Below are 26596 nucleotides of genomic sequence, written 5' to 3'. Positions count from 1 at the left end.
GCTCTACTTGAGCTGGCCTGCGGTTAGGCCGGCCTGCACCTGTCGTTGGAACGCCACGTAGATCGCGAGGACCGGCAGCACCGCGATGCTCAGCCCGGCGAACAGCCGCGCGTAGTCGCCGGCATACCCCTGGCTGACCGAGAGCGCGAACAACCCCTGCGCCAGCATCCACTTGGAGTCGTCGCCCTGCATCAGCACCTGCGGCAACAGGAACTGATTCCAGTGGCTCAGGAAATTGAAGATCGCCACACTAATCATTCCCGGACGCGCCATCGGCAGCATCACCCGGAAGAAGAGCCGGAAGTGACCGCAGCCGTCGACCATCGCGGCCTCCGCCACAGTGGTCGGCAGGGTCCGGAAGAACGCGGTCAGGAAGAACACCGTGAACGGCAGCGAGTAGGCCGCGTACACCAGGATCAGGCCCTTCCAGGTGCCGAAGAGGCCGGCGTTGCGGACCACGAAGAAGAGCGGCACCAGGGCGAGGAACACCGGGAACATCAGGCCGCCGACGAACAGGTAGTAGACGACCTGACGGCCGCGGAACTCGTACCGCGCGAAGACGTACGCGGCGGTCGCGCCCATCAGCATGGTGAGGCTGACCGAGCCGGCCACCACCACGAGGCTGTTGAGGAAGTACCGGCCGATGTGCGCGCCCGTCCAGGCCCGCGCCCAGTTGTCCCAGTGCAGCGCGCCGGGGAGACCCCAGGGGTCGGACAGGATCTCACCGTTCGTCTTGAACGAGCTGATGAACATCCACAGCAGCGGCAGTACGGTGAGCAGGCCCCAGAAGACGAGGAAGCCGTGCGAGAGGACGTTGGCCAGGCCGAGTTCCCGCCGTACCGGGCGGTCCCGTGTGGCGACCGGGGTCGGGGCGTTCACGGTGGGCTGATCCAGAGTGGTCACGAGTACTCGATCCGTTCGCGCCGGCCGACCCGCAGCGACAGCACCGCCACCGTGAGGGTCAGGAAGAACATCACCACGCCGATCGCCGAGGCGTAGCCGAACTTGGTCTCGCTGCCGAAGGCGGTGTCGTACATCCGTACACCGATCACGTCGGTGGAGAAGTTCGGCCCGCCGTTGGTCATCAGCTGCACGAGGATGAACCCGTCCAGGGCGAAGATGGCGAGGTAGACCCAGGCGACCTGGATGGTGTCCCAGAGCAGCGGCAGCGTGACCCGGCGCAGGGTGGTGAACCGGGACGCGCCGTCGAGCAGCACGGCCTCGTAGATCTCCTTCGGCACTGCCGACATGGCGGCCCCGAACAGCACGACGTAGAAGCCGACGTTGCTCCAGACCATCACCGCCAGCACGCACCAGAACGCTGTCGCCGGGTCGCCGAGCCAGGTCGGCGCGGGCAGGCCGACCGCGCGTACGGCGCCGCTGAGCAGACCCTGGTTGGGGTGGTACACCTCTTTCCAGAGCAGCGCGATGATCACCACGGAGAGCACCTGCGGGAAGAAGTACACGGTGCGGTAGAGCGCCCCGCCGCGTACCCCGGTCACCCCGGCTCGGCCCTTGCGCCCGCCGAGGGCGAGCATGCTGGCGAAGAAGAGCCCGAGCACGATGGTCAGCACCGGCACCAGGCCCAGCAGGATCGCGTTGTTCTTCAGCGCGTTCCACACGTAGTCGTCGTGCCAGAGGGTCCTGAAGTTCGCCAGGCCGACCTGGTTGGCGTCGGCGGAGTAGCCGAGCCAGTCGGTGGTGGAGATCTGGAACGCCTGCAGGTACGGCGAGACGACGAAGAACACGTACAGCAGCACCGGCGGCACCAGGAACGTGACGATCAGCGGCCACTTGCCATGTCTCACGAGGGGACCTTTCCGAAGGGGGTGCGGCCGGTGGGGGCGGAGAGCTCCCCCACCGGCCGGGCGGTCAGGCCGCTCGCTTGTACTTCTTGATCGAGCTGTCCTGGGCGATCGAGTCGGCGCCCTTCTGACACTGGTCGAGGAACTCGGCGGGGCCGATCCGGCCGCTGAAGAACTCGCCGCAGGCCGCGTCGACGAGGTTGCGCTCCAGCTTCCGGTAGTAGTTGTTGTAGACCCAGTTGAAGCCGTTGGCGCCGGACGCGTCGAGCGCCTTGACCACGGTGGTCAGCCCGTACGGCAGCTCGACGCCCTCGGTGGCGCCGGCGACCACGGTGAGGCTGGCGACCTTCTTCGTGAAGTCCTGGGCGCCCTTCTTGGAGAGCATGGTGCGGAAGTACTCCAGGCCGCCGGCGAGGTTGCGGGCCTTGGCCGGCACCATGAACGGCTCACCGGCGGTGCCCCGGATCGCCTCGAACGGCAGTTTGTCGCCGCTGCCCAGGCTCGGCGTCGGCGCGATGGTCATGTTGAACCCGGCCGGGGTGACGTCCTTCTGCTCGCTCTCCAGCCAGGAGCCGCAGGAGATGAAGGCGGCCTTGCCCTGGCACCAGGCGGTCTGCGACTGCTTGTGATCCAGACCGGACGAGCCGTCCAGGATGTACTTGTCCTTGACGATCTGGTGCCAGGCGTCCGCGGCGGTCCGCATCGACTCGGACTTCCACGCGTTCGGTTCCAGGTTGTCGATGGCGGTCGCCACCGAGGGGCCACCGAGCTTGATCGCGGTGGCGATCACCGGCCAGCTCATGTAGCGCGGGTGCAGACCGGCGTACGTCCACGGGGCGATGCCGGCGGCCTTGATCTCCTTGCAGAGCGCGATGTGCTGGTCCCAGGTCTTCGCGTACTCCCAGGAGCGCTCGGTGAACAGCTTGCTGGAGTGCCAGATGCCGTACGCGGTGTACGTGTAGTTGAGCACCAGGAACTTGCCGTCGTACGAGCCGACCTCGACCGCGCCGGGCAGCAGGGTGTCCCGGACCGTCTTGCCGGGGACGTCGAGGCTCGGCGCGGCGAGCAGCTCGCCGAGGTCGGCGATGGCGTTCTGACTGACCAGGCCGTTGAAGTCGATCTGGCCCGCACCGGAGTTGTTGACCACGTCCGGCGGGGTGCCGTCGACGAAACGCGGCTGGAGGGTCTTGCTGATCTCCTGCGTGACGGAGTGCTTGACCTTGGCCTTCGGGTACTTCTCGGTGTACATGGCCTCGTGGGCCTTTGCGTACTCCTCGCCGAACCCGCCGCCGAAGATCACCACCTCGAGTGGGGCGTCCTCCTTCACGCCGAGCGGGTTCTGGGCGCTCTTGGTGCCCTGGTAGGTGCTGGTGTCCTTCTTGTCACCACCGCCTCCGGTGGCGCAGCCGGTCAGCAGACCGGCGGCGGGGGTGGCCAGCAGGCCGGCGGCAGCGGTGCGCCGCAGAATGTCACGCCTGTTCATCGAGTCTCCTCGGGTCGGGTCGGGCGGACCGCCGATGTCAGGGGGACGGCGGCCGCCGCGCGAGGCACGTTGATTCTCTTCAGTTCATGCTCTGTTACTGAAGAATTTCTACGACAGCCGGCCCCGGACTTCAAGTCCTGACGGTCGAACCGTTATCGCCACCGGCGGCGGTCGGGTCGCCTAGCCTGGGGCGATGCGCCGTCTGCGCGAGCTGGCCGAGCGCACCCCGGCCGGGCGGGAACGGTACGTCGACCTGCTTCGCGCACTCGCGATCGCCATGGTCATTATCGGACACTGGGCCGTCACGGTCATCGAGCGCGACGCCGACGGACAGACCACCGGGCACTCCGCGCTCGGCGATCTGCGGTGGGCGTACCCGTTGACCTGGCTGGCCCAGGTGATGCCCGTCTTCTTCCTGGTCGGTGGCTATGCCAATGCGGCCTCACTGACCAGGCTGCGGGCCCGCGGCGGCGACGCCGCCGGCTGGCTGCTCGACCGCAGCGCCCGGCTGGTCCGCCCCACCAGCGTGCTGCTGCTGGTCCTCACCGCCGCGGCGGCGGTCGCCTGGCTGGTCGGCACCGACCCGACCCGGATCCGCGAGGTGTTCTGGTTCGCCACCATCCCGCTGTGGTTCCTGGTCGCCTACCTGGCGGTGGTCGCGCTCACCCCACCGATGTACGCGCTGCACCGCCGCTTCGGCCTGGTCGTCCCGCTGGTGCTGGTCGCCCTGGTCGGCCTCGGCGACCTCGGCCGGCTGACCGGGCCGGAGGAGTGGAGCTACGGCAACTACCTCTTCGGATGGCTGGCCGTCCACCAGCTCGGCTTCGCCTGGCACGACACCCGCGTCGCGCCGCCGACCGCCGGTCAGACCGGGCCGCCGTCCACCGACGCAGCCGGGCCGTCGACACACGAGCATCCGGGGGTACGCCGAACACTGCCCGTCTCCCACCGGGCCGGCCTGATGTTCCTCGTCGGCGGGCTGGGCGCGCTGGTGCTGCTCACCGTGCTCGGCCCGTGGCCGGTGGCCATGCTCAAGGTGCCCGGCGAACGGCTCGACAACGCCTCGCCACCCAGCCTCGCGCTGCTGGCCGTCGCCGCCGGTCAGCTGGGCCTGATCCTGCTGCTCCGAAACCCGGCGGAACGACTGCTGCACCGGACCCGCCCCTGGCAGGTGGTGATCGGGGTCAACCTGGTGGTGCTGACCGTCTTCCTCTGGCACCTCACCGCCGTGATCCTGCTGATCGGGGTGCTCGACGCGACCGGGACGCTGCCCACCCCGGCGGTCGACTCCGCCGGCTGGTGGGCGTGGCGGCTGCCCTGGCTGCTGCTGCTCACCGTCGTCCTGTCGGTGCTGGTCGTCATCTTCGGGCCGGTGGAGGCGCGCAGTGGCCGGCACCGCACCGCTGGGCGGGCCGGCCGGTTCCGGGCCGCGTTGACCGTCGCCGGATACGCCGCAGTGGTGGCCGGGCTGCTGATCAACAGCACGACGGCGGCCCGCGCCCCGGAGCCGCTCGGCACCCCCGTCCCGGCGCTCCTGGCGTACGCGGCCGGGGCGGGCGTGCTGCGACTGCTCAGGTCGGGGTGGGGACCCCGAGGTTGACCCCGTCCGCCGCTCGACCGGCGGCCTCGCCTGGTGACCAACTTGCCCGGGTGTAAAGCGCACCCCGTCCTCGCCGTGGGCGTGCGGGATCACCGAAGAGCGAGGATTCCGACCGCCCAGGCCGACGGGTCAGGCTGGCTCGGGCCCTGCGCTCCGATCGGTACGATCCGACGGTGCCCGAATTCCCCGACCCGCCACGATCAGGGCCGGTGCGCACCCGGCCCGTGCTCATCGGGCCAAGTGTTCCGCTGCCCGCCGGGGCCCCGGACACGTCCGCGGTGATCGACGGGATCGAGGGATGGGTGGGCGCCGACCCGCTGCGCCAGCTGATCGACCGCTTCGGCGGCAGGTGGCCGGCCGGTGACCTCACCGACATGCTCCGGTTCCTCGACGACTTCTCCGCCGAACACTGGGACTTCCGGGGTGGCCAGGAGAGGCCCGACGCCCGGGAGCCGGATCTCGATTCCGGCACCGTCGAGCTGGTGCACGCCGCCGCCGCCGCGCTCGGGCTCGTCCGACCCGTGCCACCAGCCCGGCCCGCGTACGCCCACCTGGTGGTGCTGGGTGGTCTGGCGCACGCCTGCCTGCGCCGCGTCGCGTACGCCGCGCGCCTGCTGGACGGTGGGCTGGGGGTGACCGGCGAAGTGGCGGTGCTGGGCAGCTTCCGACCGCTCTCCGACCGGGAACACCGAATGTTGGCCGAGGCGGGGGTGCCTGGCTGCCTGACCGAGGTGGACGCCCTGGACGCGGCGGTCCGGCTGGCGTTCGGGGTGAGCACCCCGGCAGTCGAGGACGGGGTCGACGCGGATCACCCGCACCATTCCTGGTCGTCGCGCACCTATCTCCCGGCGGGTCTGCCACCGGTGCGGGTGCTCGCCGCGCCCTCCAGCGAACCGCACCGACGGCGTGCCCACACCGCGGACACCCAGCGGTTCTGGGCCGGGCACGTCCGCCTCGCCCCCGACGACGCGGTGCTGCTGGTGACCGCGCCGATCTACGTGCCGTTCCAGCACTGCGACGCGCTGCGCACCCTGGCCGTGCCGTACGGCTGCGGCATCGACACGGTCGGGGTGGACCCCGGTCTGGTCGACCTTGATCTGCTGCCGGAGCCGACGCTCAGCCCCGGCCGCTACCTTCAGGAGATCCGCTCGGCGATCCGCTCGATGCGCGCCCTGCACCAGGAGCTGACCGCCGGCTGACCGCCGTGGAGGGCCGGCGCACGGCGGGTCGCCGCGCACCGGCCCCGTGGACCGTGGTCAGTTCACGTAGACAGCGGCGTTGCCCTTGGTGCTGTCGCGCACCGGGGAGTAGGTCGCCGAGAAGTACGCAGTGCCGAAGCAGAGGGACGGACCGGAGAACTTGGTGAACGGCTGGTTGGTGAAGGTGATCGAGTTGGTCGTGTTGACCGCCGCGCCGGTGAGGCTGTTGGTGCTGGTCCGGTAGACGCAGGTGATCGTGCCGAGCAGGGAGCTCAGCACGACGGTGCTCTGGACCGGCGCAGCCGTGGTGCCGGTGATCTTGACGACGCCGGCGCTGGTGACGGAGGTGGCGTACGGCAGGTTGTTGAGAGCAATGCTCTGCACCCCGGTGGTGCCGAACACGTTGGTGGTGCAGCTGCCGAAGCTCTGGGCGGTGAGGCTCTCGGTGGCGGTGCCCGGGGCGGTCGGGTTGGTCAGCACCTTCGCGCTGAAGCTGGACGCGGCGCACCTGATCCCGGTGGTGCCGGAGGTGGAGTTGTAGAAGGTGGCGTTGGTGCCGGTCTTGAGGCTGGCCTGGATGACGTCGTTGACGGCGACGGCGGTGCCGCCGGCCGTGGGGTAGGTCAGCACGTTGCCGGCGAGCGCGGCCGACGGGTCGGCGGAGGCTGGCGTGGCGGCGACGAGACCGGTCAGCAGCGCGAGGGCCACGAGGCCCCCGCCGATTCTTCCGTACCTGAGCATGGTTTTTCCTTCCGCGGTGGGACGGGAATGAGCGGACCGCACGGGCGGTCACCGCCGGGCGGGGACGCCCGGGCGGGGATTGGGGCCGTCCGTAACGGACGGCGGTGGTGGAGGGTGCCGGGCGGCCGTCGGGACCGGCCGGCGGTGGTGGCGGAGGCCGGGCGGCGGTCAGGGCCGGCCGACGGTGGTGGAGGTGCCGCCGTTCAGGTGGCGGGCCAGCGTGGCGCACTGCGACGAAATCGCTTCACCTGCGCCTTTTCGGCCTTGGGAGGGCGCTCGTGTTCGGCGATAATGACAGCCATCGAGCCCTCCTTCGACGAGTCAGGGCGATCATCCGGGGAGATCACCATAGGTGACGGGACAACAACTGAGCGTGGAGAAAGTTATAAACCCCGGAGGGTCGTAAAGTCAACGCATCAAAGGCGGTCAATGAGTTGACCACGCAGAGCCAGCCGCACCCGGCGCCGGTGCCCCTCCCGGGCGCGCGTCCCGGCCGCGACCCCGACCGCGCGATCAAGCGCGGCCCGCGCCGGGTCTCCGCCGAGGCGGTGGCCGCGACCCAGCGCGACCGCCTCTTCGACGGGCTCGTGCACGAGGTGGCGACGAAGGGCTACGACAACGCCCGGGTCAGCGACATCTGCCACGCCGCCGGAGTGACGCGGCCCGCCTTCTACGCCCTCTTCACGGGCAAGGAGGACGCCTTCCTCGCCGCGTACCGACACGGCATCGCCGTGGTGTCACAGCTGATGGACAGCGCCTACCACGAGGCGGGCCCGGCCTGGCCGGACGCCGCCCGCGGTGCACTGCGCACCCTGCTGGAGGTGCTGGCGAGCGTGCCCGCGTTCGCCCGGATGGCGCTCGTCGAGGTGGACGCCGCCGGCCCGGACGCCCGCCGGGAACGGGACGCGCTGCTCGGCAGCTTCCGCCGGTTCTTCGCCGAGGCCGGCCCGGGACCGGCGGTCAGCGGGGTGGACCGCGACGCGCTGGTGTCCACAGTGGTCGGCGGTGTCTACGCCACCATCCGCGGCCGCGTGGCGCAGGGTCGGGCGAACGAACTGCCGCAGTTGTTGCCGGTGCTCACCTACGCCTCCATCGCGCCGTTCCTTGGCACCGAAGGTGCGGCTCGGGCGACCCGGCCAATACGCCCGGACGACGGCCCGAGCACGGCCGCGCCCTGCGTGCCGACCCTCCAGCCCTGATCACACGGTCGGAAACCGCAGCGGTTTTTCACTTTAGACGCATTTCACAGATACCGCGTAACCGGCTGCCGCTACACGCTGTTGACCCGCCCTTTACTCGGCGGTAACTTCGGCTCTGCGCCTCGATACGCAGCACCCCGGGTCGCAATTCCCATTGTCACCGATGAATGATCTCTAAGGAGAGCCCCATGTCGGAGGAGACCGCACACATCGAACCCGGTCCGCCGCGCAGCGGTGTGCGCTGGCGCCGGTTCGCCGCCGCGTTCGGCACCGTCGCGGCGGGCGCCGCCGGCATGATCGTGCTCACCGCCCAGGGCGTGCTGGCCGCGCAGTTCGCCATCTCGGGCATGCCGTTCACCGTCACCGCCGACAAGCTCACCGGCACCGGGTTCGAGCAGTTCGCCACCCTCGACCAGATGATCCCGGACAGCCCCAACCAGGGCGACACCGGCGGGCAGGTCCTGGTGATGGTCTCGGCGATCGACAAGGCGGAGCTGACGAACCTCTGCCAGAGCATCAACCTGGGTGGCGTCTTCCTGAAGATCACTGCCGGCAACGGCGACAAGCCGGTCAGCGCCCGCACCCTGGTGGTCGACGGTGACGAGATCGCCGGCAACGCCGCCTTCAAGAACATCGACATCGGCCAGGATGCCAGCACCCTGGACAAAGTGCCCGGCGTGAAGGGCAACCCCGGCGTCTTCTCCCAGCAGGCGGACTCGATCGTCATCGAAAACCTGCGGCAGAACAACTACGCCACCACGGCCGCCGTCTTCAACCTGCCCAACCTGCGCATGGCGTTCACCCAAGACGGGTGCTGACGTGAGCGCAAAACGACACCAGGCTGCGCCGGCCGCCCGCGGATCCCGCGGGCGGTGGCGCCGCTGGCGGCGGGGCCGTCCCTTCACCGCCGCGGTGCTGATCGCCCTCGGCGGCGCGGAGATGCTGGTGACCCTGCGCGCGCCGCTCGGGGTGCTGCTGCACGTCGGGCCGCAAGGGCTCGCCGCGTACCTGGTGCCCACCGTCCTGGTGCTCTGCGGGGTGCTGCTGATCGCCAACCCGCAGCAGAGGGTCTTCTACTCACTTGTCACGCTGGTGCTCGGGCTGGTCTCCTGGTTGACCTCGAACCTGGGCGGCTTCGTCATCGGGATGCTGCTGGCCCTGCTCGGCGGAGCGCTCGCATTCGCCTGGACCCCGGACAAGAATCGCCCGCCGGTCGTCGCGGCGGAGCCCGAGGCACCGGAGCCGAGGGAGCCCGACAACGACGCCGACACCGTGCTGCTGCCCGGCATGCAGACGCCGGACCCGACCCCGGCCGACCGGGGCTGACTCAGCGGGCGGTGTCGGCGACCGCCTGCGCGAAAACCTCGGAGCGGTGCTCGAAGTTGCGGAACCGGCCGTAGCTCGGCGCCGCCGGGGACAGCAGCACGACCCCGCCGGCCGGGGTCACCTCGCGGGACAGCCTTACCGCGTCCACCAGGTCGTCGACCAGTTCGGTACGCACCTTGGGCAGGCCGGCGAGCGCCTCGACGATCCGGGTGCCGCTGTCCGGGATGCCGATCACCGTCAGCTCCCGCTCGACCAGGTGCTCGGCCAGCGGCGTGTAGTCCAGACCTCGGTCGGTGCCCCCGACGATCACCGTCAGCGGCCGTCCGTCGTACGCGTCGATCGCGTGCATCGCCGCGTACGGGCTGGTGGCAAGGGTGTCATCGACGAAGGTCAGCCCGGACGGGTCGGTGATCTCGGTGAGCCTGTGGGCCAGCCCCTGGAACTCGGCGACCGCGACGGCGAGGTGGTCCTTGCCGGCCACCACGTCCATGCCGAGCGCGTCGAGCACGGCGAGCGCGACACACAGGTTGCCCTCGTTGTGCCGTCCGACCAGCGGCAGTACGGCGCGCGGGAACAGCGCCTGGTCCCCGAGATGGAACCAGGGCATGCCGTCGAGGCCGGGGGCGACGTGGGTGGTGTCGGGGTGACCGGCCCGGACCGCCGGCAGCTCACCCAGCTCGGCGGCGAGCCGGGGGTCGCCGCCGTTGACCACGATCGTCTGCGGGTTGTGGGCCAGCAGATTGAGCTTGTCGCGGTAGTACTCCCGCTCACCACCGTGCGCGTCCAGGTGCTCGGGGAAGAGCGCGGTGACCACCGCCACCCGGGGCGAGTCGGTGAGATCGCTGCACTGGTAGCTGGACAGCTCCAGCACGTACAGCTCCGCGTCCGGCAGGTCCAGGGTCGGCACCCCGATGTTGCCGCCGAAGACGTTCGGCCGGCCCATCGCGGTGAGCAGGTGGCTGATCAGGCTGGAGGTGGTGCTCTTGCCCTTGCTGCCGGTGACCCCGACGGTGCGCGCGGCGTGGTCGGCCATCCACAGCGCGGTGCCCTGGGTGACCATGACCCCGCGTCGGCGCAGCTCGACCAGCCACGGGTGGGTCTGAGGCACGCCCGGGGAGCGGACCACCACGTCGGCGGCGGCCAGCCGTTCAAAGCCCGCTTCACCGGTGACCAGCGGCGCCGCCTCGGCCAGGGGGCCGTCCCAGGGCAGCGACAGGAAGTTCGCGCTGTCGTCGACGGCGACCAGCTCGGCCGGGCCGTGCGCCGCGATGGCGGTCACAGCGGCCCGGCCCTCCCGACCGGTGCCCCAGACGGCGACGGTACGTCCGCGCAGGTCAGACAGGCGCACAGGGCTCTCCTCGGGGGTCGCGGCGGCGGCAGGGCGGGCCCGGTCCGGACACGGCCGGACGAACCAGGGCCTAGTATGGCGTGTGCCCAACGAGCAGCTCCGGCGGATGGACGCCTTCACCTTTCCGTCCTACTCGATCGACTTCGCCACCGGCGAGGTGTTGTTCGACTACGCCCTGACCGGCCCGACCGGCGAGCAGCGATTCACCGAGGTGATCACTCTCCCGCTGCCGGCCGAGCCACCCTCGGACGAGACGGTGGCGACCCTCGGTCGGGTGCTGGAGGTGCTGCACCTCGTCGCCGGCGTCAGTTACTACAAGGCTGCCGCGCCGCCCCGACTCGTGCTGCCGGCGCCGCTGGGCGCGGCCACCGTCGACTACGTCACGGCCGTCTACACCAAGGGCCTCGCGGAGTACGCGTACCGCAACCAGCTGCCGCACGTGCTCCAGCTGCGCCCGGAGGTGCCGGCCGGCTCACCGGAGCCCCCGCGCGTGTACGACGACTCCGACCGTCGCCCCCTCTCGGCGGTGGGTGGCGGCAAGGACTCGATCGTCAGCCTGGAGGCGCTGCGCCGCGCCGAGCTGGACCCGGTGCCGTTCTCGGTCAACCCGAACCACGTGATCGTCGCGGTGAACGAGGCCTCCGGGCTGACCCCGCTGGCCGCCCGACGGCGGCTCGACCCGGTGCTCTTCGACCTGAACGCGGCCGGCGCGCTGAACGGGCACATCCCGGTCACCGCCATCAACTCGCTGATCGCGGTCGCCACCGCGGTGCTGCACGGGCTGGGCCCGGTGGTGATGTCCAACGAGCGCTCGGCGTCCGACCCCAACCTGGTCTGGGACGGCCACGAGATCAACCACCAGTGGTCCAAGGGCGTCGAGGCGGAGGGGCTGCTGCGGGCGGCGCTGGCCGAGCACGCCGGCCTGACCGAACCGTACTTCTCGCTGCTGCGCTCACTGTCGGAGCTGCACATCGCCCGGCTGTTCGCCGAGATCACCCGGTACGACGACGTGGTGACCAGCTGCAACGCCGCCTTCAAGCTGCACGACGCGAGCGAGCGCTGGTGCCGTAACTGCCCGAAGTGCCGGTTCGTCTTCCTCGCCATGGCGCCGTTCATGTCCCGCGAGCGGGTCACCCACATCTTCGGCGGCGACCTGCTGGCCGACCCGCAGCAGATCCCCGGCTACCGCGAGTTGCTGGGTGTGGACGGGCACAAGCCGTTCGAGTGCGTGGGCGAGGTCGAGGAGTCGGTGGTGGCTCTCGGCCTGCTCGCCGAGCAGGACCAGTGGCGCGACGCCCCGGTGATCCGAGCCCTGGTCGACGCCGTCCCGGCGACAGCCTGGTCGGCGGTGGCCCACTCGGACGTCTTCACTCCCGGTGGCCCCAACCACATCCCCCCAACCTACGCAGAAACCCTGATCCCCCTCCCCTAACCCCACCCCTCGCCCCGCTTCACCCCGCCCCGCCCCGGTGATCAAGAAGTTTGCGTCAGCAGGACTGGGATTTCTGACGCGAATCTCTTGATCAACATGGCTGGTCAGGGGGTTCGGACTGCTTCGAGGGCCAGTAGGGCTACGTGTAGGGACAGGCTGGCCTCTACCGAATCCAGGTCGACGTCGAGGATGCGGGCGATGCGGGCCAGGCGCTCGTAGAACGCCGGCCGGGACAGGTGGGCGGCGGCTGCGCCCGCGGTCTTGTTGCGGCCCTGCTCCAGGTACGCGCGCAGGGTGTCGAGCAACTGCTCCCGGGGGTGGCGGGCGTCGTATTCCAGCAGGGCGCCGAGTTCACGTTCCACGAAGGTCTGCAACCGGGGCTCGTCGCGGAGCAGGTGCAGCAGCCCGGCCAGCCCGACGTGCGGCAGGCGGAAGATCGGCAGGTCCCGCCGGTCCTGCCGGGCCGCCTCGGCGATCTGCCGCGCCTCGACCAACGACCGTCGGGCCTCGCGCAGGCTCCCCACCCCGGACCCGGCGGCCACGATCACGGCACCCGGACCAGCACCGCGGTGCACATCGACAGCGAACGGCGTAGCTGACGATTCGGTGCCGGCCGTCGACCGGGGCACGTCGCCACCGGAGGTCGCCCGGCTGGCGGCGGAGTCGAGGCGTACCCGACGGAGTGCGCCGGCGAACGCGGACAGCGCGCGGTCCTCGGCGGCCGGGTCGGTCAAAGCCAGCAGCACGCCCACCGAGTTGTCGTCGACCGCGCTGGTCAGCGCGGTCAGTTTCGCCTCCCGCAGTGCCTGGCCGACGGCCTCGGACAGGTCCCGCAGCCGGGCCTGACCCGCCTCCGGGCCGCTCTCCCCGACCGGGTCCTCGACCCGGTGTCGGACCATCACGCCGACCAGGTGCCGGCGGTCGAGCACCACACCGAGCGCCTTGGCCCGCAGCGCGACCTCGTCCACCGGCCGGGAGTGGTCGAGCAGCGCGGTGAGCAGGGTGCGGTGGATCTGCCGTTCCAGCCCTTCGGCGTCGCGGCGGATCAGCCGGCCCAGCGCGAGGGTGGACGCGGCCCGCTCGATCAGGATGGTGAGGCGGGTGGGCGGGCCGGCGGCCGGCTCACTGGACCGGGCGCCGGGAACGTCGCCGCTGGCCGGCCAGCGCAGCAGCAGGCGACCCCAGTCCTGCCCCCGCGCGCCGACGGCCGTGACCAGCCAGCCGTTGTCCGGGTCGTACGCGGTGCGCCCGGTCGGCCGGATGCGCCGGGAATGCTGCTCCCAACTGTCCAGCAGCAGCTCGGCGCTCTCGCCCGCCGGGTCGTACCCGAGCACCTGCCGGGACAGGTTCTCCAGGACCACGGGGCAACCGGACAGCTCGGCGGCCTGCCGGATGACCTCGGCGGCGTCCGCGCCCTCGACGGACAGGTCGTTGAAGCGCTGGTGGATCTCCTCGGTGGCGCGCAACTCGGTGAGCTGCGCGTCGACGATCAGCGCGTGCACCGCCTCGGTGATCCGTACGAACGGGGTGGCCCGGCGCAGCTCCACCAGGGGCAGCCCGCGCCGCTCGGCGGCGGCGACCATCACCCGGGGAACCCCGCTGACGTAGCGACGGCCCAACTCGACGACGAGCCCGGAGACTCCGACGTCGGCGAGGTCGCCGATGAACGCGCGCAGCCCCGCGTCGTCCCCGGGCAGGCCGATGCCGGTGGTGAGCACCAGCTCACCACCACCGAGCAGGGTGGCGATGTCCGGCACCTCGGCGACGTGCACCCAGCGGACGGGACGGTCCAGCCCCGCGTCTCCGGCCACCACGCGCGGCGCGAAGTGGCGGACGGGGTCCAGGGCCAGGACCTCACGGACGGTAGGGAACACGGCCGACACGCTACCGTCCGTGACGCCGGATCTCGACTCGCCGCAGCCGAGGCCGGTCCGCGGCTCAGCCGCCGAGGCCGGTCCGCGGGCTCAGCCGCTGAAGCCGGTCAGCGGCTCAGTCGACGCCGAACTCCATCGCGGCGCGGTCGAGCGCCTCGTCCTCGGGGGAGGCGACGCCCCGCGAGGCGATGGCTTCCGCGCCGCCCTCCGGCATGGCACCGATCAGCCCGGTGGAGGCTGCCTGCGCGGCGCCGATCATCCGCTGTGGGGCCCCACCGCCGACCATGCCGAGGGAGGCGTACTGCTCCAGCTTCGCCCGCGAGTCGGCGATGTCCAGGTTGCGCATGGTGAGCTGGCCGATCCGGTCCGACGGGCCGAACGCCGAGTCCTCGGTACGCTCCATCGACAGCTTGTCCGGGTGGTAGCTGAACGCGGGGCCGGTGGTGTCCAGGATCGAGTAGTCCTCGCCCCGGCGCAGCCGCAACGTCACCTCGCCGGTGACCGCCGTGCCGACCCAGCGCTGCAACGACTCGCGCAGCATCAGCGCCTGCGGGTCCAGCCAGCGGCCCTCGTACATCAGCCGGCCGAGGCGGCGGCCCTCGTTGTGGTAGTTCGCCAGGGTGTCCTCGTTGTGGATGGCGTTGACAAGCCGCTCGTACGCGGCGAAGAGCAGCGCCATGCCGGGTGCCTCGTAGATGCCCCGGCTCTTGGCCTCGATGATCCGGTTCTCGATCTGGTCGGACATGCCCAGGCCGTGCCGGCCGCCGATGGCATTGGCCTCCAGAACCAGGTCGACGGGGCTGCCGAACTCCTTGCCGTTGATCGTCACCGGGCGGCCCTGGTCGAAGCCGATGGTGACGTCCTCGGTCGGGATCTCCACCGACGGGTCCCAGAACCGGACGCCCATGATCGGGTTGACCGTCTCGATGCCGGTGTCGAGGTGTTCGAGGGTCTTCGCCTCGTGCGTGGCGCCCCAGATGTTGGCGTCGGTCGAGTAGGCCTTCTCGGTGCTGTCCCGATACGGCAGGTCGCGTTCGAGCAGCCACTCCGACATCTCCTTACGCCCACCCAACTCGGTGACGAAGGCGGTGTCGAGCCACGGCTTGTAGATGCGCAGCTGCGGGTTGGCCAGCAGGCCGTACCGGTAGAAGCGCTCGATGTCGTTGCCCTTGAACGTCGAGCCGTCGCCCCAGATCTGGACGTCGTCGGAGATCATCGCCCGCACCAGCAGGGTCCCGGTCACGGCCCGGCCGAGCGGCGTGGTGTTGAAGTACGCCCGCCCGCCCGAGCGGATGTGGAAGGCGCCGCAGGTCAGCGCTGCCAGGCCCTCCTCGACCAGGGCGGCGCGGCAGTCGACGAGTCGGGCGACCTCGGCGCCGTAGCTGAGCGCACGACCGGGCACCGAACCAATGTCGGGCTCGTCGTACTGGCCGATGTCGGCGGTGTAGGCGCAGGGGATCGCGCCCTTGTCGCGCATCCACGCGACCGCGACCGAGGTGTCGAGGCCGCCGGAGAAGGCGATGCCGACACGTTCGCCGGTGGGCAGGGAGGTGAGAACCTTGGACACAGGGAAGATTATGCGTCAAGACGCATGGCCATGCAAATAGAAGCGGATTACGCCCCGCCGAAAGGTGGGTCGTCGCGGCCCAGCTCCCAGAACGCCACGGCCGCGGCGGCTGCCACGTTGAGCGAGTCCACCCCGCGTCGCATGGGGATGACCACCCGCACGTCGCTGGCCGACTGGGCCGCCGCGGTGAGGCCGGGGCCCTCCGCTCCGAGGAGCAGCGCCGCCCGCTCCCGCTGCGCCGGGGTCAACCGCTGGATGGGTACGGCGTCCGGGGCCGGCGTCATGGCGAGCACCGTGAATCCGGCGTCCCGCACCTGATCCAGGCCCGTGGGCCAGGGATCGAGCTTCGCGTACGGCATCGCGAAGACCTCGCCCATACTGACCCGCACGCTGCGGCGGTAGAGCGGATCGGCGCAGGACGGCGACAGCAGCACCGCATCGATGCCGAGCGCGGCGGCTCCCCGGAATATCGCCCCGAGGTTGGTGTGGTTGTTGACGTCCTCCAGGATCAGGACACGGCGCGCGGCGGCGAGCACCTCGGCCGCCGTCGGCAGCGGCCGGCGGTGGAACGACGCCAGCACCCCCCGGTGTACGTGGAAACCGGTGGCTCGTTGCAGCACGTCCTGCGTCGCGGCGTAGACCGGCGCGTCGCCGGTGTCCAGGTCGGCGAGTTGGTCGACCCGCTTGGCGTCGACCAGGTACGACCGGGCCGGGTAGCCCGCGCGCAGCGCCCGGCGCAGCACCAGCTCCCCCTCGGCGATGAACAGGCCGTGCGGCGGCTCCCAGCGGGTGCGCAGTTCGACGTCGGTGAGCGCGCGGTAGTCGGCGATCCGGTCGTCGTCGGGGTCGGTGATCTGGTGGACGGGCACCCGACGATTCTGCCGGACGGCCAGCCCCGCCCTCCGACGCCCGCCCGGCGGGGTGGTTTGTCCCTAGAAGAAGGGAAATGACCGGCGGAGCATCCGACCGGACGGGAAGGATCAGCCGGGTGAGCGCAGACCACACCGCCCCGGGCGAGGCCGGTGCCCTGCCCCGGCGCCCGACCGTCGCGGACCACATCGTGTCCCGGCTGGCCAGCTGGGGTGTGCACCGCTACTTCGGCTATCCCGGTGACGGCATCAACGGCATGACCTCCGCGCTGCAACGCACCAACGAGCGGGCCCAGTTCATCCAGGTACGGCACGAGGAGACCGCCGGTTTCGCCGCCTCCGCCCACGTCAAGTACGGCGGCGGACCGCTGGGGTGCGCCCTCGTCACCAGCGGGCCGGGCGCCATCCACCTGCTCAACGGCCTGTACGACGCCAAGCTCGACCACCAACCGGTGGTCGCCCTGGTCGGGCACACCGCGACCACCGCCGAGGGCGGCGGCTACTACCAGGAAGTCGACCTGCTCGCCCTCTACAAGGACGTGGCGGCGGCGTTCCTGGCCCAGCTCGACCACCCCGCGCAGGTGCGCCACCTGGTCGACAGGGCATGTCGTACAGCGTTGGCCCGGCGTACCGTCACCGCCCTGATCCTCCCCCTGGACCTCCAGGACGAGCCGGCCGTCCCGGACCCGCCGCACGCGCACGGCTACTACCAGACCAGCAACGCGCCGAGCAGCACGCCGACCGTACCTCCGGCGGCGGACGTGCGCCGGGCGGCCGAGGTGCTGCGTGGCGGGCAGCGGGTGGCCATGCTGGTCGGGCAGGGCGCTCTGGGCGCGCGCGACGAGGTCCGCGAGATCGCCAACCGACTCGGGGCCGGTGTGGCCACGGCACTACTCGGCTTCACCGCCGTCGACCACCGCGAGTCGTGGGTGACCGGCGCGATCGGGCTGCTCGGCACCCGACCGAGCTGGCAGCTGATGACCGGCTGCGACCGGCTGCTGATCGTGGGCAGCAACATGCCGTACTCGGAGTTCTACCCGCCGCCCGGGCAGGCCCGCGCGGTGCAGATCGACCTGGACGGCACCCAGCTCGGGTTGCGGTACCCGACCGAGGTGAACCTGACCGGCGACGCCCGCCCCACAGTGCGGGCCCTGCTGGACGAGCTGGGCCCCGGCCCCGGGCCGACCGCCTGGCGGGCGGAGATCGCCGACAACACCTCGGCGTGGCGGCGGGTGCAACGCGACCTGGCCGAGCAGACCGCCGACCCGGTCAACCCGCAGTTGCTCTTCCACACCCTCAATGAACGCCTGCCCGACGACGTGATGCTCGCCGTCGACTGCGGCACCACCACCGCCTGGTACGCCCGACACATCCAGGTCCGCCCCGGGATGCTGGCCAGCCTGTCCGGAACGCTGCTGTCCATGGGCGGCGCCATGCCGTACTCGCTGAGCGCCAAGTTCGCCCACCCGGACCGGCCGCTCGTCGCGCTGATCGGCGACGGCGCCATGCAGATGAACGGCGTCAACGAGCTGATCACCGTGGCCAAGTACTGGCGGAGCTGGGCCGACCCACGGTTCGTGGTGCTGGTGCTCAACAACCGGGACCTGGCGTTCGTCAGCTGGGAACAGCGCTCCAGCGAGGGGACGCCGATGTTCCCGGACAGCCAGCAGTTGCCGGACATCGCCTACCACCAGTGGGCGGAGGTGCTCGGGCTGCGCGGCGAGCTGATCGACTCGCCGGAGCAGATCCCCGGCGTCTGGGACCGGGCGCTGTCCGCCGACCGGCCGGTGGTCATCAACGCCCTGGTCGACCCGGCCGAGCTGATGCTCCCGCCGCACTTCACCGCCGAGCAGGCCCGCAAGACCGCGGCGGCGGTGCTGCGCGGCGACACCGACTGGGCCGGGATCGTCCGACGCGGCCTACCGGCCACCCTCGCCAGCTACCGCCCCCGCCGCCGCGAGCGCTGAGACCGTCAGCCGCGACGATCGAGCCAGCGTTGCAGGGCCGAGCGGGGGTCCTGGGTCGGCTGCTGCTGACGCTCCGGGACCACGGGGCGCTGCACGGGGCGGCGCGCGTCGCCGGCCAACTCGCGGCTGGGTGCGGCGAACGCCTTCTCCGGCTGGCCCTTCACAGCGGTGGCGATGACCCGGGCGACCGCGTCGATCACCTTGCTCTGCACCGCGGAGCCCACCGAGTCGGCCGGGTCGTCCGGGTTGGCGGCGATGCCGGCCACCGCGACCTGCGGGGTGAAACCGACGAACGTCTCGGTCGAGTTCTGCTCCGAGCTGCCCGTCTTACCGGCCACCGGCCGGCCGTCGAGGATGTCGTTCACACCGGTCGCGGTGCCGCCGTTGCACTGCCCGAACGCCGACTGCTGGCCCACCGGGCAGCGAGCGGCATCGGTCGCGGCACGGGCGACGTCGACGTCGATGACCCGCTTGCAGGACGGCTGACCGACCGGCACCTTCGCACCGTCCGCGTCGGTCACCGAGACCACCGGCACCGGTGTGCAGTAGGTGCCCTCGGCGGCCACCGTGGCGTACGCGTTGGCCAGGTCCAGCGGGGTGGTGGCGGCGACGCCGAGGGTGAACGACCCCCAGTTCGCGGCGTTGTCCTTGGCGAAGGCGGCGTCCGTGTCGGCCCGGAAGGTGATGCCGAGGCGCTGCGCCATCTCGACCACCTTGTCCTGGCCGACCTGCTCGGCCAACCACACGAAGTAGGTGTTCACCGAGCGGCCGAAGCCGTCCCACATCATCCGGTACCCGTCCATCCAGTCCGGGTTGGCGTTCGCCGGGCACCAGCGGCCCTCACAGCTGCCCGGCCCCTCGGCCGCGTACCGGGTGGGCAGCTTGGCGGGCGCGTCGAAGCCGGTGGAGAGGGTACGGCCCGACTCCAGCGCGGCGAGCATGGTGAACAGCTTGAACGTCGAGCCCGCCTGGTACCCGTCGACGCTGGCGCCGCCGGAGATCAACGGGTTGACGGTGTTCGGGTGGTTCGCCTGCCCGGCCGGGTTGTCGGCCAGGCTGTAGTGCCGGTTGACCGCCATCGCCAGCACCTGCCCGGTGCCCGGCTGGACCGCCGCGATCGGCAGGGCGCGCTTGTTGTCGTATCCGTAGACCTTGGTGGCCTGCTGCTGCGCGGTGGCCTGGATCTTCGGGTCCAGCGAGGTGACCACGGTGTAGCCCCCCGACCGCAGGGCCTGCTCGCGCTCCGCGACGGTGGCGCCGAACGCCGGCTGGGTCAGCCACCACTGCCGCAGGTAGTCGCAGAAGTAGCCCCAGTCGTCGTGGCCCTGGGAGACCGCCGTGCAGCCGTTGGGCTGGGCGGTGGGGTGCAGGGTCAGCGGCTCGGCCTTGGCCTGGGCGGCCTGCGCGGCGGTGATCGCGTTGGTGGCGACCATCGAGTCCAGCACGTACGACCGGCGGGCCAGCGCCTCGGCCTTGTCGCCGCTGATCGGGCTGTACGCGTCCGGGGACTGCACCAGGCCGGCGAGCAGGGCCGACTCGGCGAGGGTCAACTGCGCCGGCGGTTTGCCGAAGTAACGCTGGCTGGCCGCCGCGATCCCGTACGCGCCGGAGCCGAAGTAGGCGATGTTCAGGTACCGGTCGAGGATCTCGTCCTTGCCGAGGCTCTTGTCCAGCGCACTCGCGTACCGGATCTCCTGGATCTTGCGCCCGAAGGTGGGGTCGGTGGCGGCGGCGCGCTCCTCGGCGGTGCGGGTGGGGTCGGTCTTGAGGACGTTACGGACGTACTGCATGGTCAGCGTCGAGCCGCCCTGCTCGGTGCCGCCGCCCTTGACGTTGGCCACCAGTGCCCGGGCGAGGCCGCGCAGGTCCGCGCCGCCGTGGTCGTAGAAGCGCCGGTCCTCGGCCGCCACGATCGCCTGCCGCATCACCGGGGCGATCTCCGACAACGGCACGTCGGTGCGGTTCACGTCGTAGAACGTGGTGATCAGCGTCTTGCCGTCGTTGGCGTACAGGTACGAGCGCTGCGGCGTGGCGGGGGTCTTCAGCGAGGCGGGCAACGCGGCGTACGACCCGAGCGCGGCGCGGGCGCCGAGCCCGAGCAGCAGGTTGCCGGGCAGCGCGGCGACTGCCAGGACAAGCCCGGCCAACACGCCGGCGAGCAGCACGGTGAACAGCCGCGACAGCGGCGAGCGGGGGGCGGCCATGCTCCCCAGGATTGCCACGAAAGCCGCCAACCGACCACCCCCACCCCGCGATTGTCACCAACTTCACGCCCCCCAACCAGCCAACCCCCACCCCTCTGCCCGGTGATCAAGAGGTTTGCGTCAGCCGAGGCACCATTTCTGACGCAAACCTCTTGATCACCGCAGCTGGGCGAGGGCCGAGGGCCCGCTGGGTGCGTTAGGGGTTTGGAGTGCTCAGGCTGGCGCTGGCGGCATCTCTCGCGGTTTCACGGGGCATCAGGCGGCCGGAGCGGTAGCCGATGCCGATGCCGGCGATCAGCACGAAGATCGCGCCGAACGTCTGCAGCGAACCGATCAGGGCGCCACCGAGGCCGAGCAGCGGCGCGGCGATGATCAACATGACGCCGTCGCCGAGGCTGAAGGTGCCCGAGCGGGCCACCGCCCATCCGGTGAGGAACCAGCCGACGCTGTAGAACGTCGCGCCGAGCAGGACCAGCGACCGCGCGGTGGTGCCGAAGACCGGCGTCTGCTCGGCGAGCCCGGCGAACGGCAGCATCAGCACGGTGCCGGCGATGCTGACCAGCAGCCCAGCGGCGGCCACCCGGCGGCTGCGGGTCGCGGCCAGCAGACCGGTGAGGGCCAGCAGCGCGAGCAGGCCGAGCCAGACCGCGGCCACCCAACCGATCAGGTACACGGCCTGGCCGTCGGCCGGATAGGGGTCGTTGCCCACCCCTCCGTCACTGGCCATCGCCACCGCGCCGTAGAGGATGGCGTACGCGGGCAGCAGCCACACCGCGGCCCGCGCGAACCGACGTATCGACCAGGCCCAGGTGGCGTTCGTGGCCGGGGCGCCCGGGCTGGGCTCGCCCACGAACGGCAGTACGCCGAACCCGCCTCCGCTGCGCCTGGAGCCCAGCGGGGCGACCGGGTCGTGCGCGCCGGGCACCGGGGCCGAGGACCACATCCGATTCGCCGGATCCTTCATGCGTCACCTCGCTCGTCCACGAGCGGTGCGAGACGCGCCGGGGCGCCCCGATTGCCTGGTCACCACCCGTCCTAGGACCGATCGTGGCAGGCGTCGGAGCGCCCCATGAGACTTTCTCGTATTAAGGCCGTGATCAGCCGCGTTCCCGCTGGTCGGCCGGGTCCTCGGTCAGGCTGGCCGGGGACCCCGGCTCCGGGGCGGGCAGCCCCTGCGGCTTGTTGCCGCCGGTGGCCTGCGCCTCGGCGACGCGTACCTCGTCGTGGATCTGCTGGGCGGCGTCCGCAGCGGCCTGCGCCGCCTCCGCGGCCTCGCGCTGGACCTGGCTCGCGTGTTCGGCCGCCTCCGGTGCGGGCAGGTCCCCCACCATCTGGCTCAGCCCGCCGAGCGCGCCACCCATGCCCTCCAGGGCCTTGGTCAGCTCGGCCGGGACGATCCAGACCTTGTTGGCGCTGCCCTGGGCGATCTGCGGCAGGGCCTGCAGGTACTGGTAGGCGAGCACCTTCTGGCTCGGGTTCGCCTGGTGGATCGCGTCGAAGACCGTCCGGATCGCCTTCGCCTGACCCTCGGCCTTCAGGATCTGGGCCTGCCGGTCACCGTCGGCCCGCAGGACCGCCGACTGCTTGTCACCCTCGGCGGTGAGGATCACCGACTGCTTGTGGCCCTCGGCGGTGAGGATCGCCGCGCGACGGTCACGCTCAGCGCGCATCTGCTTCTCCATGGAGTCGCGGATGCTGGCCGGCGGCTCGATCGCCTTGATCTCGACCCGGGTCACCTTGATGCCCCAGCGGCCGGTGGTCTCGTCCAGCACGCCGGAGAGGTGCCGGTTGATCTCGTCCCGGCTGGTCAGCGCGCGCTCCAGGTCCAGCGAGCCGATCACGTTACGCAGCGTGGTGACGGTCAGCTGCTCGATGGCCTGGAGGAAGCTGGAGATCTCGTAGGTCGCCCGGACCGAGTCGACCACCTTGAAGTAGAGAACGGTGTCGATCGAGACCACCAGGTTGTCCGAGGTGATCACCGGCTGCGGCGGGAAGCTGACCACCTGCTCGCGCATGTCGACCTTGGTGCGCACCGCGTCGACGAACGGCACCAGCAGGTTGAGGCCGGGGCTGAGGGTGCGCTTGTACTTGCCGAGCCGTTCCACCACGTCCTGGCGCTGCTGCGGCACGATCCGCACCGCCTTCGCCAGCGTTATCACGGCGATCAGCGCCACCGCGATCACCAGCACCCCGATTATGGTCATTCAGTTCACCCTCTCGCTTCCGGCAGCTCGCCGGCGGAAGAAACGTCGTCCTGCCAGACCAGGGCGGTCGCGCCCCGAACCTTGATCACTCGAACCCGTTGACCAGGTTCGTAAAATTGCGTCGTGTCATATGAGCGGGCGGTCCACAGCTCGCCGTCGATCTTGACGAGGCCGTGCTCAGCGTCGACCCGTTCCAGCACCAGCGCCGTGGAGCCCTCGATCGCCTCCACGCCGAACGGCTGCTCGCCGCTGTCGAGCGCGGAACGGCTGTGCCGCCGGATGACCGGCCGGACCACCACCACGCTCAACGCCGACACCACAGCGAAGACCAGCGCCTGCACCGCAACCGGCGCACCCAGGGCGGCGGCACCGGCGGCGGCGAACGCCCCGGCCCCGAACATGATGAGAAAGAGCGTCGTCGTGAAGATCTCGGCGACCGCCAGCACCACACCTAATACGATCCACACCACCGCGTCCACCCCCTGATCGTGACACGCGAATGCACGAACAGCCCACCTCTCATGATCAGCAGGCTCGCCGAAATGGACTGGCCGGCCGAAACACCCCCGGCTAGGGTCCGCTCCGAGCCACCGATCGAGGAGAGATTCCCTTGACCCTGCTGCCCGCGACCGGCCGACAGATCGACACCCAGGTCACCCAGGCGCAGATCGACGGTCGCACCCCGTCACTGGTGCTGGGCGTGGTCCGTGACGGCGCGCTCGTCCACCTGGCCGCCGCAGGCGAGCACCCCCGCCCGGACGCCAACCTGCAGTACCGGGTCGGCTCGATCAGCAAGACGATGACCGCGTCCCTGATCATGCAGCTGCGCGACGCCGGCCGGCTCAGCGTCGACGACGAGTTGGAGAAGCACCTGCCGGGCACCGTTGTCGGCTCGCTCACCCTGCGTCAGCTGCTCGGGCACGCGAGCGGCATGCAACGCGAACCTGAGGGCGAATGGTGGGAACGGGCAGCGGGCACCGACCTGGCCACGCTGCTCGCCGGCCTGACCGCCGACAAGATCGCCTATCCGCCGCACACCGCGTACCACTACTCCAACCTGGCGTACGCGCTGCTCGGCGGGGTGCTCGAACGGCTCACCGGAACGCCCTGGGCCGACCTGCTCAACGACCGGCTGCTCGGCCCGCTCGGAATGCGCCGCACCACGTACGCGGCCACCGAGCCGTACGCCCGCGGCTACGTCGTACACCCCTGGCACGGCACGCTGCGGGAAGAGCCCCGCACCGACACCGGCGCGATGGCCCCCGCCGGGCAGCTCTGGTCGACGATCGAGGACCTCGGCCGCTGGGCCGCCTTCCTCGCCGACCCCGACCCGTCGGTGCTGGCTGCCGGGACGCTCACCGAGATGTGCGCGCCCGTGGTGATCAGCGATCTCGACTCCTGGACCGGCGGGCACGGCCTGGGGCTGGAGCTCTACCGGGACGGCGAGCGCGTGTACGTCGGGCACGGCGGCTCGATGCCCGGGTACGTGGCCGCCCTCGTGGTGCACCGGCCGACCCGTACCGCCGTGGTCGGCTTCGCCAACTCGTACGGCTTCCCGATCACCGGGCTCGGCCGCCGAATGCTGACCACAGTGCTGGACGCCGAGCCGGCGTTCCCGCAGCCGTGGCGGCCGGCCACCGCCACGGCTGGTGCCGAGTTGACCGAGCTGACCGGCCGCTGGTGGTGGATGGGCACCTCGCTGGACCTGAGCTGGGACGCGGGTGACCTGGTGGCCCACGTCCGCGGTGAGCGGGTGAGCCGGTTCACCGCCGAGGGAACGGACCGCTGGCGGGGACGCTCCGGCCCGGAGAACGGCGAGATCCTCACGGTGCGGCGCGACGACAGCGGGCGGGCGGTGGCCGTCGACATCGCCACGTTCGTCTTCACGCGCAGCCCCGACGAGATTCCCTGACCCACCGGACGGGTCAGCCGGCTCAGGGGGCTTCGGTGACGAAGTCGATGAGGCGTTCCATGGCGTTGATCAGGGGGGTCTCCACGTCGGCGAAGCTGTTCACCCGGGACAGGATGTGCCGCCACATGTCCGCCGGCTCGGCCACGCCGAGGGCCGCGCAGACCCCCTCCTTCCACGGCCGCCCCGGCGGCACGACCGGCCACGCCGCGATACCCAACGCCGCCGGTTTGACCGCCTGCCAGACGTCCACGTACGGGTGGCCGGTCACCAGCACGTAGGGCGAGTTCACCCGGGCCACGATCCGGCTCTCCTTGCTGCCCGGCACGAGGTGGTCGACGAGCACGCCGAGTCGTCGGGTCGGGCCGGGGCCGAAGTCGCGTACGTCGGCGTCGAGGGCGTCGATGCCGTCCAGCGGCTCCACGACGACACCCTCGATCCGCAGGTCGTCGCCCCAGATCCGTTCGACCAGCGCGGCGTCGTGGATGCCCTCCACCCAGATCCGGCTCGCCTTGGCCACCTGCGCGCGGACGTTGTCCACCGCCACCGAACCGGACGCGGTGCGTCGACGGGCCGCCGGCACCGGCGCGCGGGTGGGGCGGCGCAGCGTCACCGGGCGGCCGTCGAGCAGGAACGCCGCCGGCAGCAGCGGGAAGTTGCGCCGTCGGCCATGCCGGTCCTCCAGCACGACCGCGCCGGCCTCGAAGCCCACCACCGCTCCGCAGAACCCGGAGTCGGCGTCCTCGACCACGAGATCCGTTTCGGCGTCCACCTCGGGGGTGACCTTCCGCCGCCGCCAGTCCCCCGCCAACACGTCCTCGCCGTATCGCCCCGCCATGTCGATCACGCTAAACCCCGAACCCCCGCCCGCACCCGTCCGACACACCGCCCAACCCAGCCCTCGCCGATCATGGAGTTGTGGTGCCTGACAAAACGGTTCCAATCACCAGCTACCGCCCACCACAACTCCTTGATCGACGCGGAGGAGGGAGGCAGGCCGGGCGGCGGGAGCGGCAGCCGAGACAGAGCCGGTCGTGACCACGTACCCTTTCGGCATGTCCACCCCCGCAACGGGCGCGGCCACAGTCGCGCCGCGCCGGTCGAGCCGGTTCGTTGCCTGGGTGCGCGCGTGGCGCGCCGGGCTGGTGCCGTACGACGAGGTCGCCGACGCCATCGCCGGCAACGAGGAACATCTCGTTGCGGACGCCCCGGGCACCTGGACCGACGTCCCGCTGAGCGCCGCGCTTCCCACTCTGGCCAAGCTCTCACCGGACGAGATCCGCCTGGTGCTGCCCGCGCCGGGCGACCCCCGAGGGCTGCCCGGCCCCGGTGACTTCGCCGGCGCGGCGCTGGTCACGGGTGAGGCGGTGGTGGCCGGCGGGCTCGGGTTGATCCCGGAGGTCCGCTCGCACACCTCCGGCTCCGGGGACTGCTTCGAGACGGTGCTGTGGCGGGTCTACCCGCTGCCGGCCAACGCGCCCGCCGCGTCACTCTCATTGCCCGGCGCCGCCGAGGCGGAGGCCGAGCTGGCCGCCGCGCTGGCCGAGACGACCGCCGCGCTGACCCGCCTCGACGTGGCCCAGTGGCGGCCCGAGCTGGCCGGTGCGCTGGCCGCGCTGCGCCGGCCCGACGGCGCCACCGACCTGCCACCGGGCTTCGACCCGCGGGCCCGGCGGCTCTTCGCCCGGGCCGCGGTGCTCGACCGGGTGCTCGCGCTGGCCGGGCACGCCGCCCCGGGCGGGGCGATCAACAACTACGAGGCGCAGCAACGGGACGCGGCTCTTCGCCCGTTGACCGCGGCCTGCCGGCAGGCGCTGGTGGCCGCCTGCAACGCCCCCCTGCGCCCCTGACCGGAGCCTCGCAACACCG

The 26596-nt window shown here is 71.3% G+C and carries 22 protein-coding genes; 9 read left to right on the top strand and 13 right to left on the bottom strand.

What is annotated here, in order from left to right; genetic code table 11:
• Positions 1-3: 3 nt before the first annotated feature.
• The 3 genes from KBX34_RS13225 to ngcE form a co-directional block, all read right to left on the bottom strand.
• Complete coding sequence (locus KBX34_RS13225; RefSeq protein WP_210925151.1) at positions 4-903, bottom strand: carbohydrate ABC transporter permease; 900 nt, start codon at positions 901-903, stop codon at positions 4-6.
• A complete protein-coding gene (locus KBX34_RS13220) occupies positions 900-1808 on the bottom strand; it encodes a carbohydrate ABC transporter permease (RefSeq protein WP_088949155.1) in 909 nt (302 codons plus the stop codon). Before KBX34_RS13220 ends, KBX34_RS13225 begins: the two co-directional genes overlap by 4 nt.
• Before the next feature lie 64 nt (positions 1809-1872).
• Positions 1873-3288: an N-acetylglucosamine/diacetylchitobiose ABC transporter substrate-binding protein gene (gene ngcE / locus KBX34_RS13215; RefSeq protein WP_141910369.1), complete on the bottom strand. Its 1416-nt coding sequence runs from the start codon at positions 3286-3288 to the stop codon at positions 1873-1875.
• A gap of 193 nt (positions 3289-3481) precedes the next feature.
• Between ngcE and KBX34_RS13210 the strand changes: the two genes are divergently transcribed.
• Both KBX34_RS13210 and KBX34_RS13205 read left to right on the top strand, forming a co-directional pair.
• Positions 3482-4888, top strand: a complete 1407-nt coding sequence (locus tag KBX34_RS13210; protein WP_210925150.1) for an acyltransferase — start codon at positions 3482-3484, stop codon at positions 4886-4888.
• A gap of 209 nt (positions 4889-5097) precedes the next feature.
• The gene (locus KBX34_RS13205) at positions 5098-6087 is read left to right on the top strand and encodes a hypothetical protein (protein WP_307871387.1); all 990 of its coding nucleotides are present in this window, start codon (positions 5098-5100) and stop codon (positions 6085-6087) included.
• 57 nt (positions 6088-6144) lie between these two features.
• Here the strand turns inward: KBX34_RS13205 and KBX34_RS13200 are convergent, their stop codons facing one another.
• Positions 6145-6828, bottom strand: coding sequence for a Tat pathway signal sequence domain protein (locus KBX34_RS13200; RefSeq protein ID WP_210925149.1), 684 nt, complete (start codon positions 6826-6828; stop codon positions 6145-6147).
• A gap of 434 nt (positions 6829-7262) precedes the next feature.
• On the opposite strand from KBX34_RS13200, the gene KBX34_RS13195 reads away from it, so the two are divergent.
• The 3 genes from KBX34_RS13195 to KBX34_RS13185 all read left to right on the top strand — a co-directional run bounded on the left by KBX34_RS13195 (position 7263) and on the right by KBX34_RS13185 (position 9353).
• Positions 7263-8027: a TetR/AcrR family transcriptional regulator gene (locus tag KBX34_RS13195; RefSeq protein WP_210925148.1), complete on the top strand. Its 765-nt coding sequence runs from the start codon at positions 7263-7265 to the stop codon at positions 8025-8027.
• Positions 8028-8215: 188 nt separating this feature from the next.
• A complete protein-coding gene (locus tag KBX34_RS13190; RefSeq protein ID WP_088949160.1) occupies positions 8216-8845 on the top strand; it encodes a DUF6230 family protein in 630 nt (209 codons plus the stop codon).
• Between the two features lies 1 nt (position 8846).
• Positions 8847-9353, top strand: coding sequence for a DUF6114 domain-containing protein (locus KBX34_RS13185; protein ID WP_099855657.1), 507 nt, complete (start codon positions 8847-8849; stop codon positions 9351-9353).
• A 1-nt stretch (position 9354) separates the two neighbouring features.
• Here KBX34_RS13185 and murD read toward each other — a convergent pair whose 3' ends face one another.
• Positions 9355-10701 carry a UDP-N-acetylmuramoyl-L-alanine--D-glutamate ligase gene (gene murD, locus KBX34_RS13180; protein WP_210925147.1) on the bottom strand — a complete coding sequence of 449 codons (1347 nt, stop codon included), beginning with the start codon at positions 10699-10701 and terminating at the stop codon, positions 9355-9357.
• 82 nt (positions 10702-10783) lie between these two features.
• Here murD and KBX34_RS13175 point away from each other — a divergent pair, with 82 nt between their 5' ends.
• Positions 10784-12133, top strand: a complete 1350-nt coding sequence (locus tag KBX34_RS13175) for a hypothetical protein (protein WP_210925145.1) — start codon at positions 10784-10786, stop codon at positions 12131-12133.
• A gap of 104 nt (positions 12134-12237) precedes the next feature.
• Here KBX34_RS13175 and KBX34_RS13170 read toward each other — a convergent pair whose 3' ends face one another.
• The 3 genes from KBX34_RS13170 to KBX34_RS13160 form a co-directional block, all read right to left on the bottom strand.
• Complete coding sequence (locus KBX34_RS13170) at positions 12238-14016, bottom strand: PucR family transcriptional regulator (RefSeq protein WP_210925144.1); 1779 nt, start codon at positions 14014-14016, stop codon at positions 12238-12240.
• Between the two features lie 106 nt (positions 14017-14122).
• Complete coding sequence (argG, locus tag KBX34_RS13165; protein WP_088949165.1) at positions 14123-15574, bottom strand: argininosuccinate synthase; 1452 nt, start codon at positions 15572-15574, stop codon at positions 14123-14125.
• Between the two features lie 47 nt (positions 15575-15621).
• Positions 15622-16467, bottom strand: a complete 846-nt coding sequence (locus KBX34_RS13160) for an RNA methyltransferase (protein WP_231927488.1) — start codon at positions 16465-16467, stop codon at positions 15622-15624.
• A gap of 95 nt (positions 16468-16562) precedes the next feature.
• Between KBX34_RS13160 and KBX34_RS13155 the strand changes: the two genes are divergently transcribed.
• Entirely contained in the window at positions 16563-18410 is a 1848-nt protein-coding gene (locus KBX34_RS13155; RefSeq protein ID WP_210925143.1) for a thiamine pyrophosphate-requiring protein, read from the top strand.
• A gap of 5 nt (positions 18411-18415) precedes the next feature.
• On the opposite strand, the gene KBX34_RS13150 is transcribed toward KBX34_RS13155, so the two are convergent.
• The 4 genes from KBX34_RS13150 to KBX34_RS13135 all read right to left on the bottom strand — a co-directional run bounded on the left by KBX34_RS13150 (position 18416) and on the right by KBX34_RS13135 (position 23297).
• Positions 18416-20614: a transglycosylase domain-containing protein gene (locus KBX34_RS13150; protein ID WP_247671757.1), complete on the bottom strand. Its 2199-nt coding sequence runs from the start codon at positions 20612-20614 to the stop codon at positions 18416-18418.
• Positions 20615-20810: 196 nt separating this feature from the next.
• A complete protein-coding gene (locus tag KBX34_RS13145; RefSeq protein WP_088949169.1) occupies positions 20811-21578 on the bottom strand; it encodes a hypothetical protein in 768 nt (255 codons plus the stop codon).
• 133 nt (positions 21579-21711) lie between these two features.
• A complete protein-coding gene (locus KBX34_RS13140; RefSeq protein WP_210925142.1) occupies positions 21712-22818 on the bottom strand; it encodes an SPFH domain-containing protein in 1107 nt (368 codons plus the stop codon).
• 5 nt (positions 22819-22823) lie between these two features.
• Positions 22824-23297, bottom strand: a complete 474-nt coding sequence (locus KBX34_RS13135) for an NfeD family protein (protein WP_088949171.1) — start codon at positions 23295-23297, stop codon at positions 22824-22826.
• A gap of 131 nt (positions 23298-23428) precedes the next feature.
• Between KBX34_RS13135 and KBX34_RS13130 the strand changes: the two genes are divergently transcribed.
• Positions 23429-24730 carry a serine hydrolase gene (locus tag KBX34_RS13130; protein ID WP_210925141.1) on the top strand — a complete coding sequence of 434 codons (1302 nt, stop codon included), beginning with the start codon at positions 23429-23431 and terminating at the stop codon, positions 24728-24730.
• Positions 24731-24752: 22 nt separating this feature from the next.
• Here KBX34_RS13130 and KBX34_RS13125 read toward each other — a convergent pair whose 3' ends face one another.
• Positions 24753-25565, bottom strand: a complete 813-nt coding sequence (locus KBX34_RS13125) for a DUF3097 domain-containing protein (protein WP_210925140.1) — start codon at positions 25563-25565, stop codon at positions 24753-24755.
• Between the two features lie 217 nt (positions 25566-25782).
• Between KBX34_RS13125 and KBX34_RS13120 the strand changes: the two genes are divergently transcribed.
• Complete coding sequence (locus tag KBX34_RS13120; protein ID WP_210925139.1) at positions 25783-26577, top strand: hypothetical protein; 795 nt, start codon at positions 25783-25785, stop codon at positions 26575-26577.
• Positions 26578-26596: the final 19 nt, after the last annotated feature.

Origin of the sequence: Micromonospora sp. M61 (assembly GCF_018070245.1) — a bacterium.
Taxonomy (GTDB): domain Bacteria; phylum Actinomycetota; class Actinomycetes; order Mycobacteriales; family Micromonosporaceae; genus Micromonospora; species Micromonospora zamorensis.
This window is presented reverse-complemented; position numbering and strand designations above follow the sequence as displayed.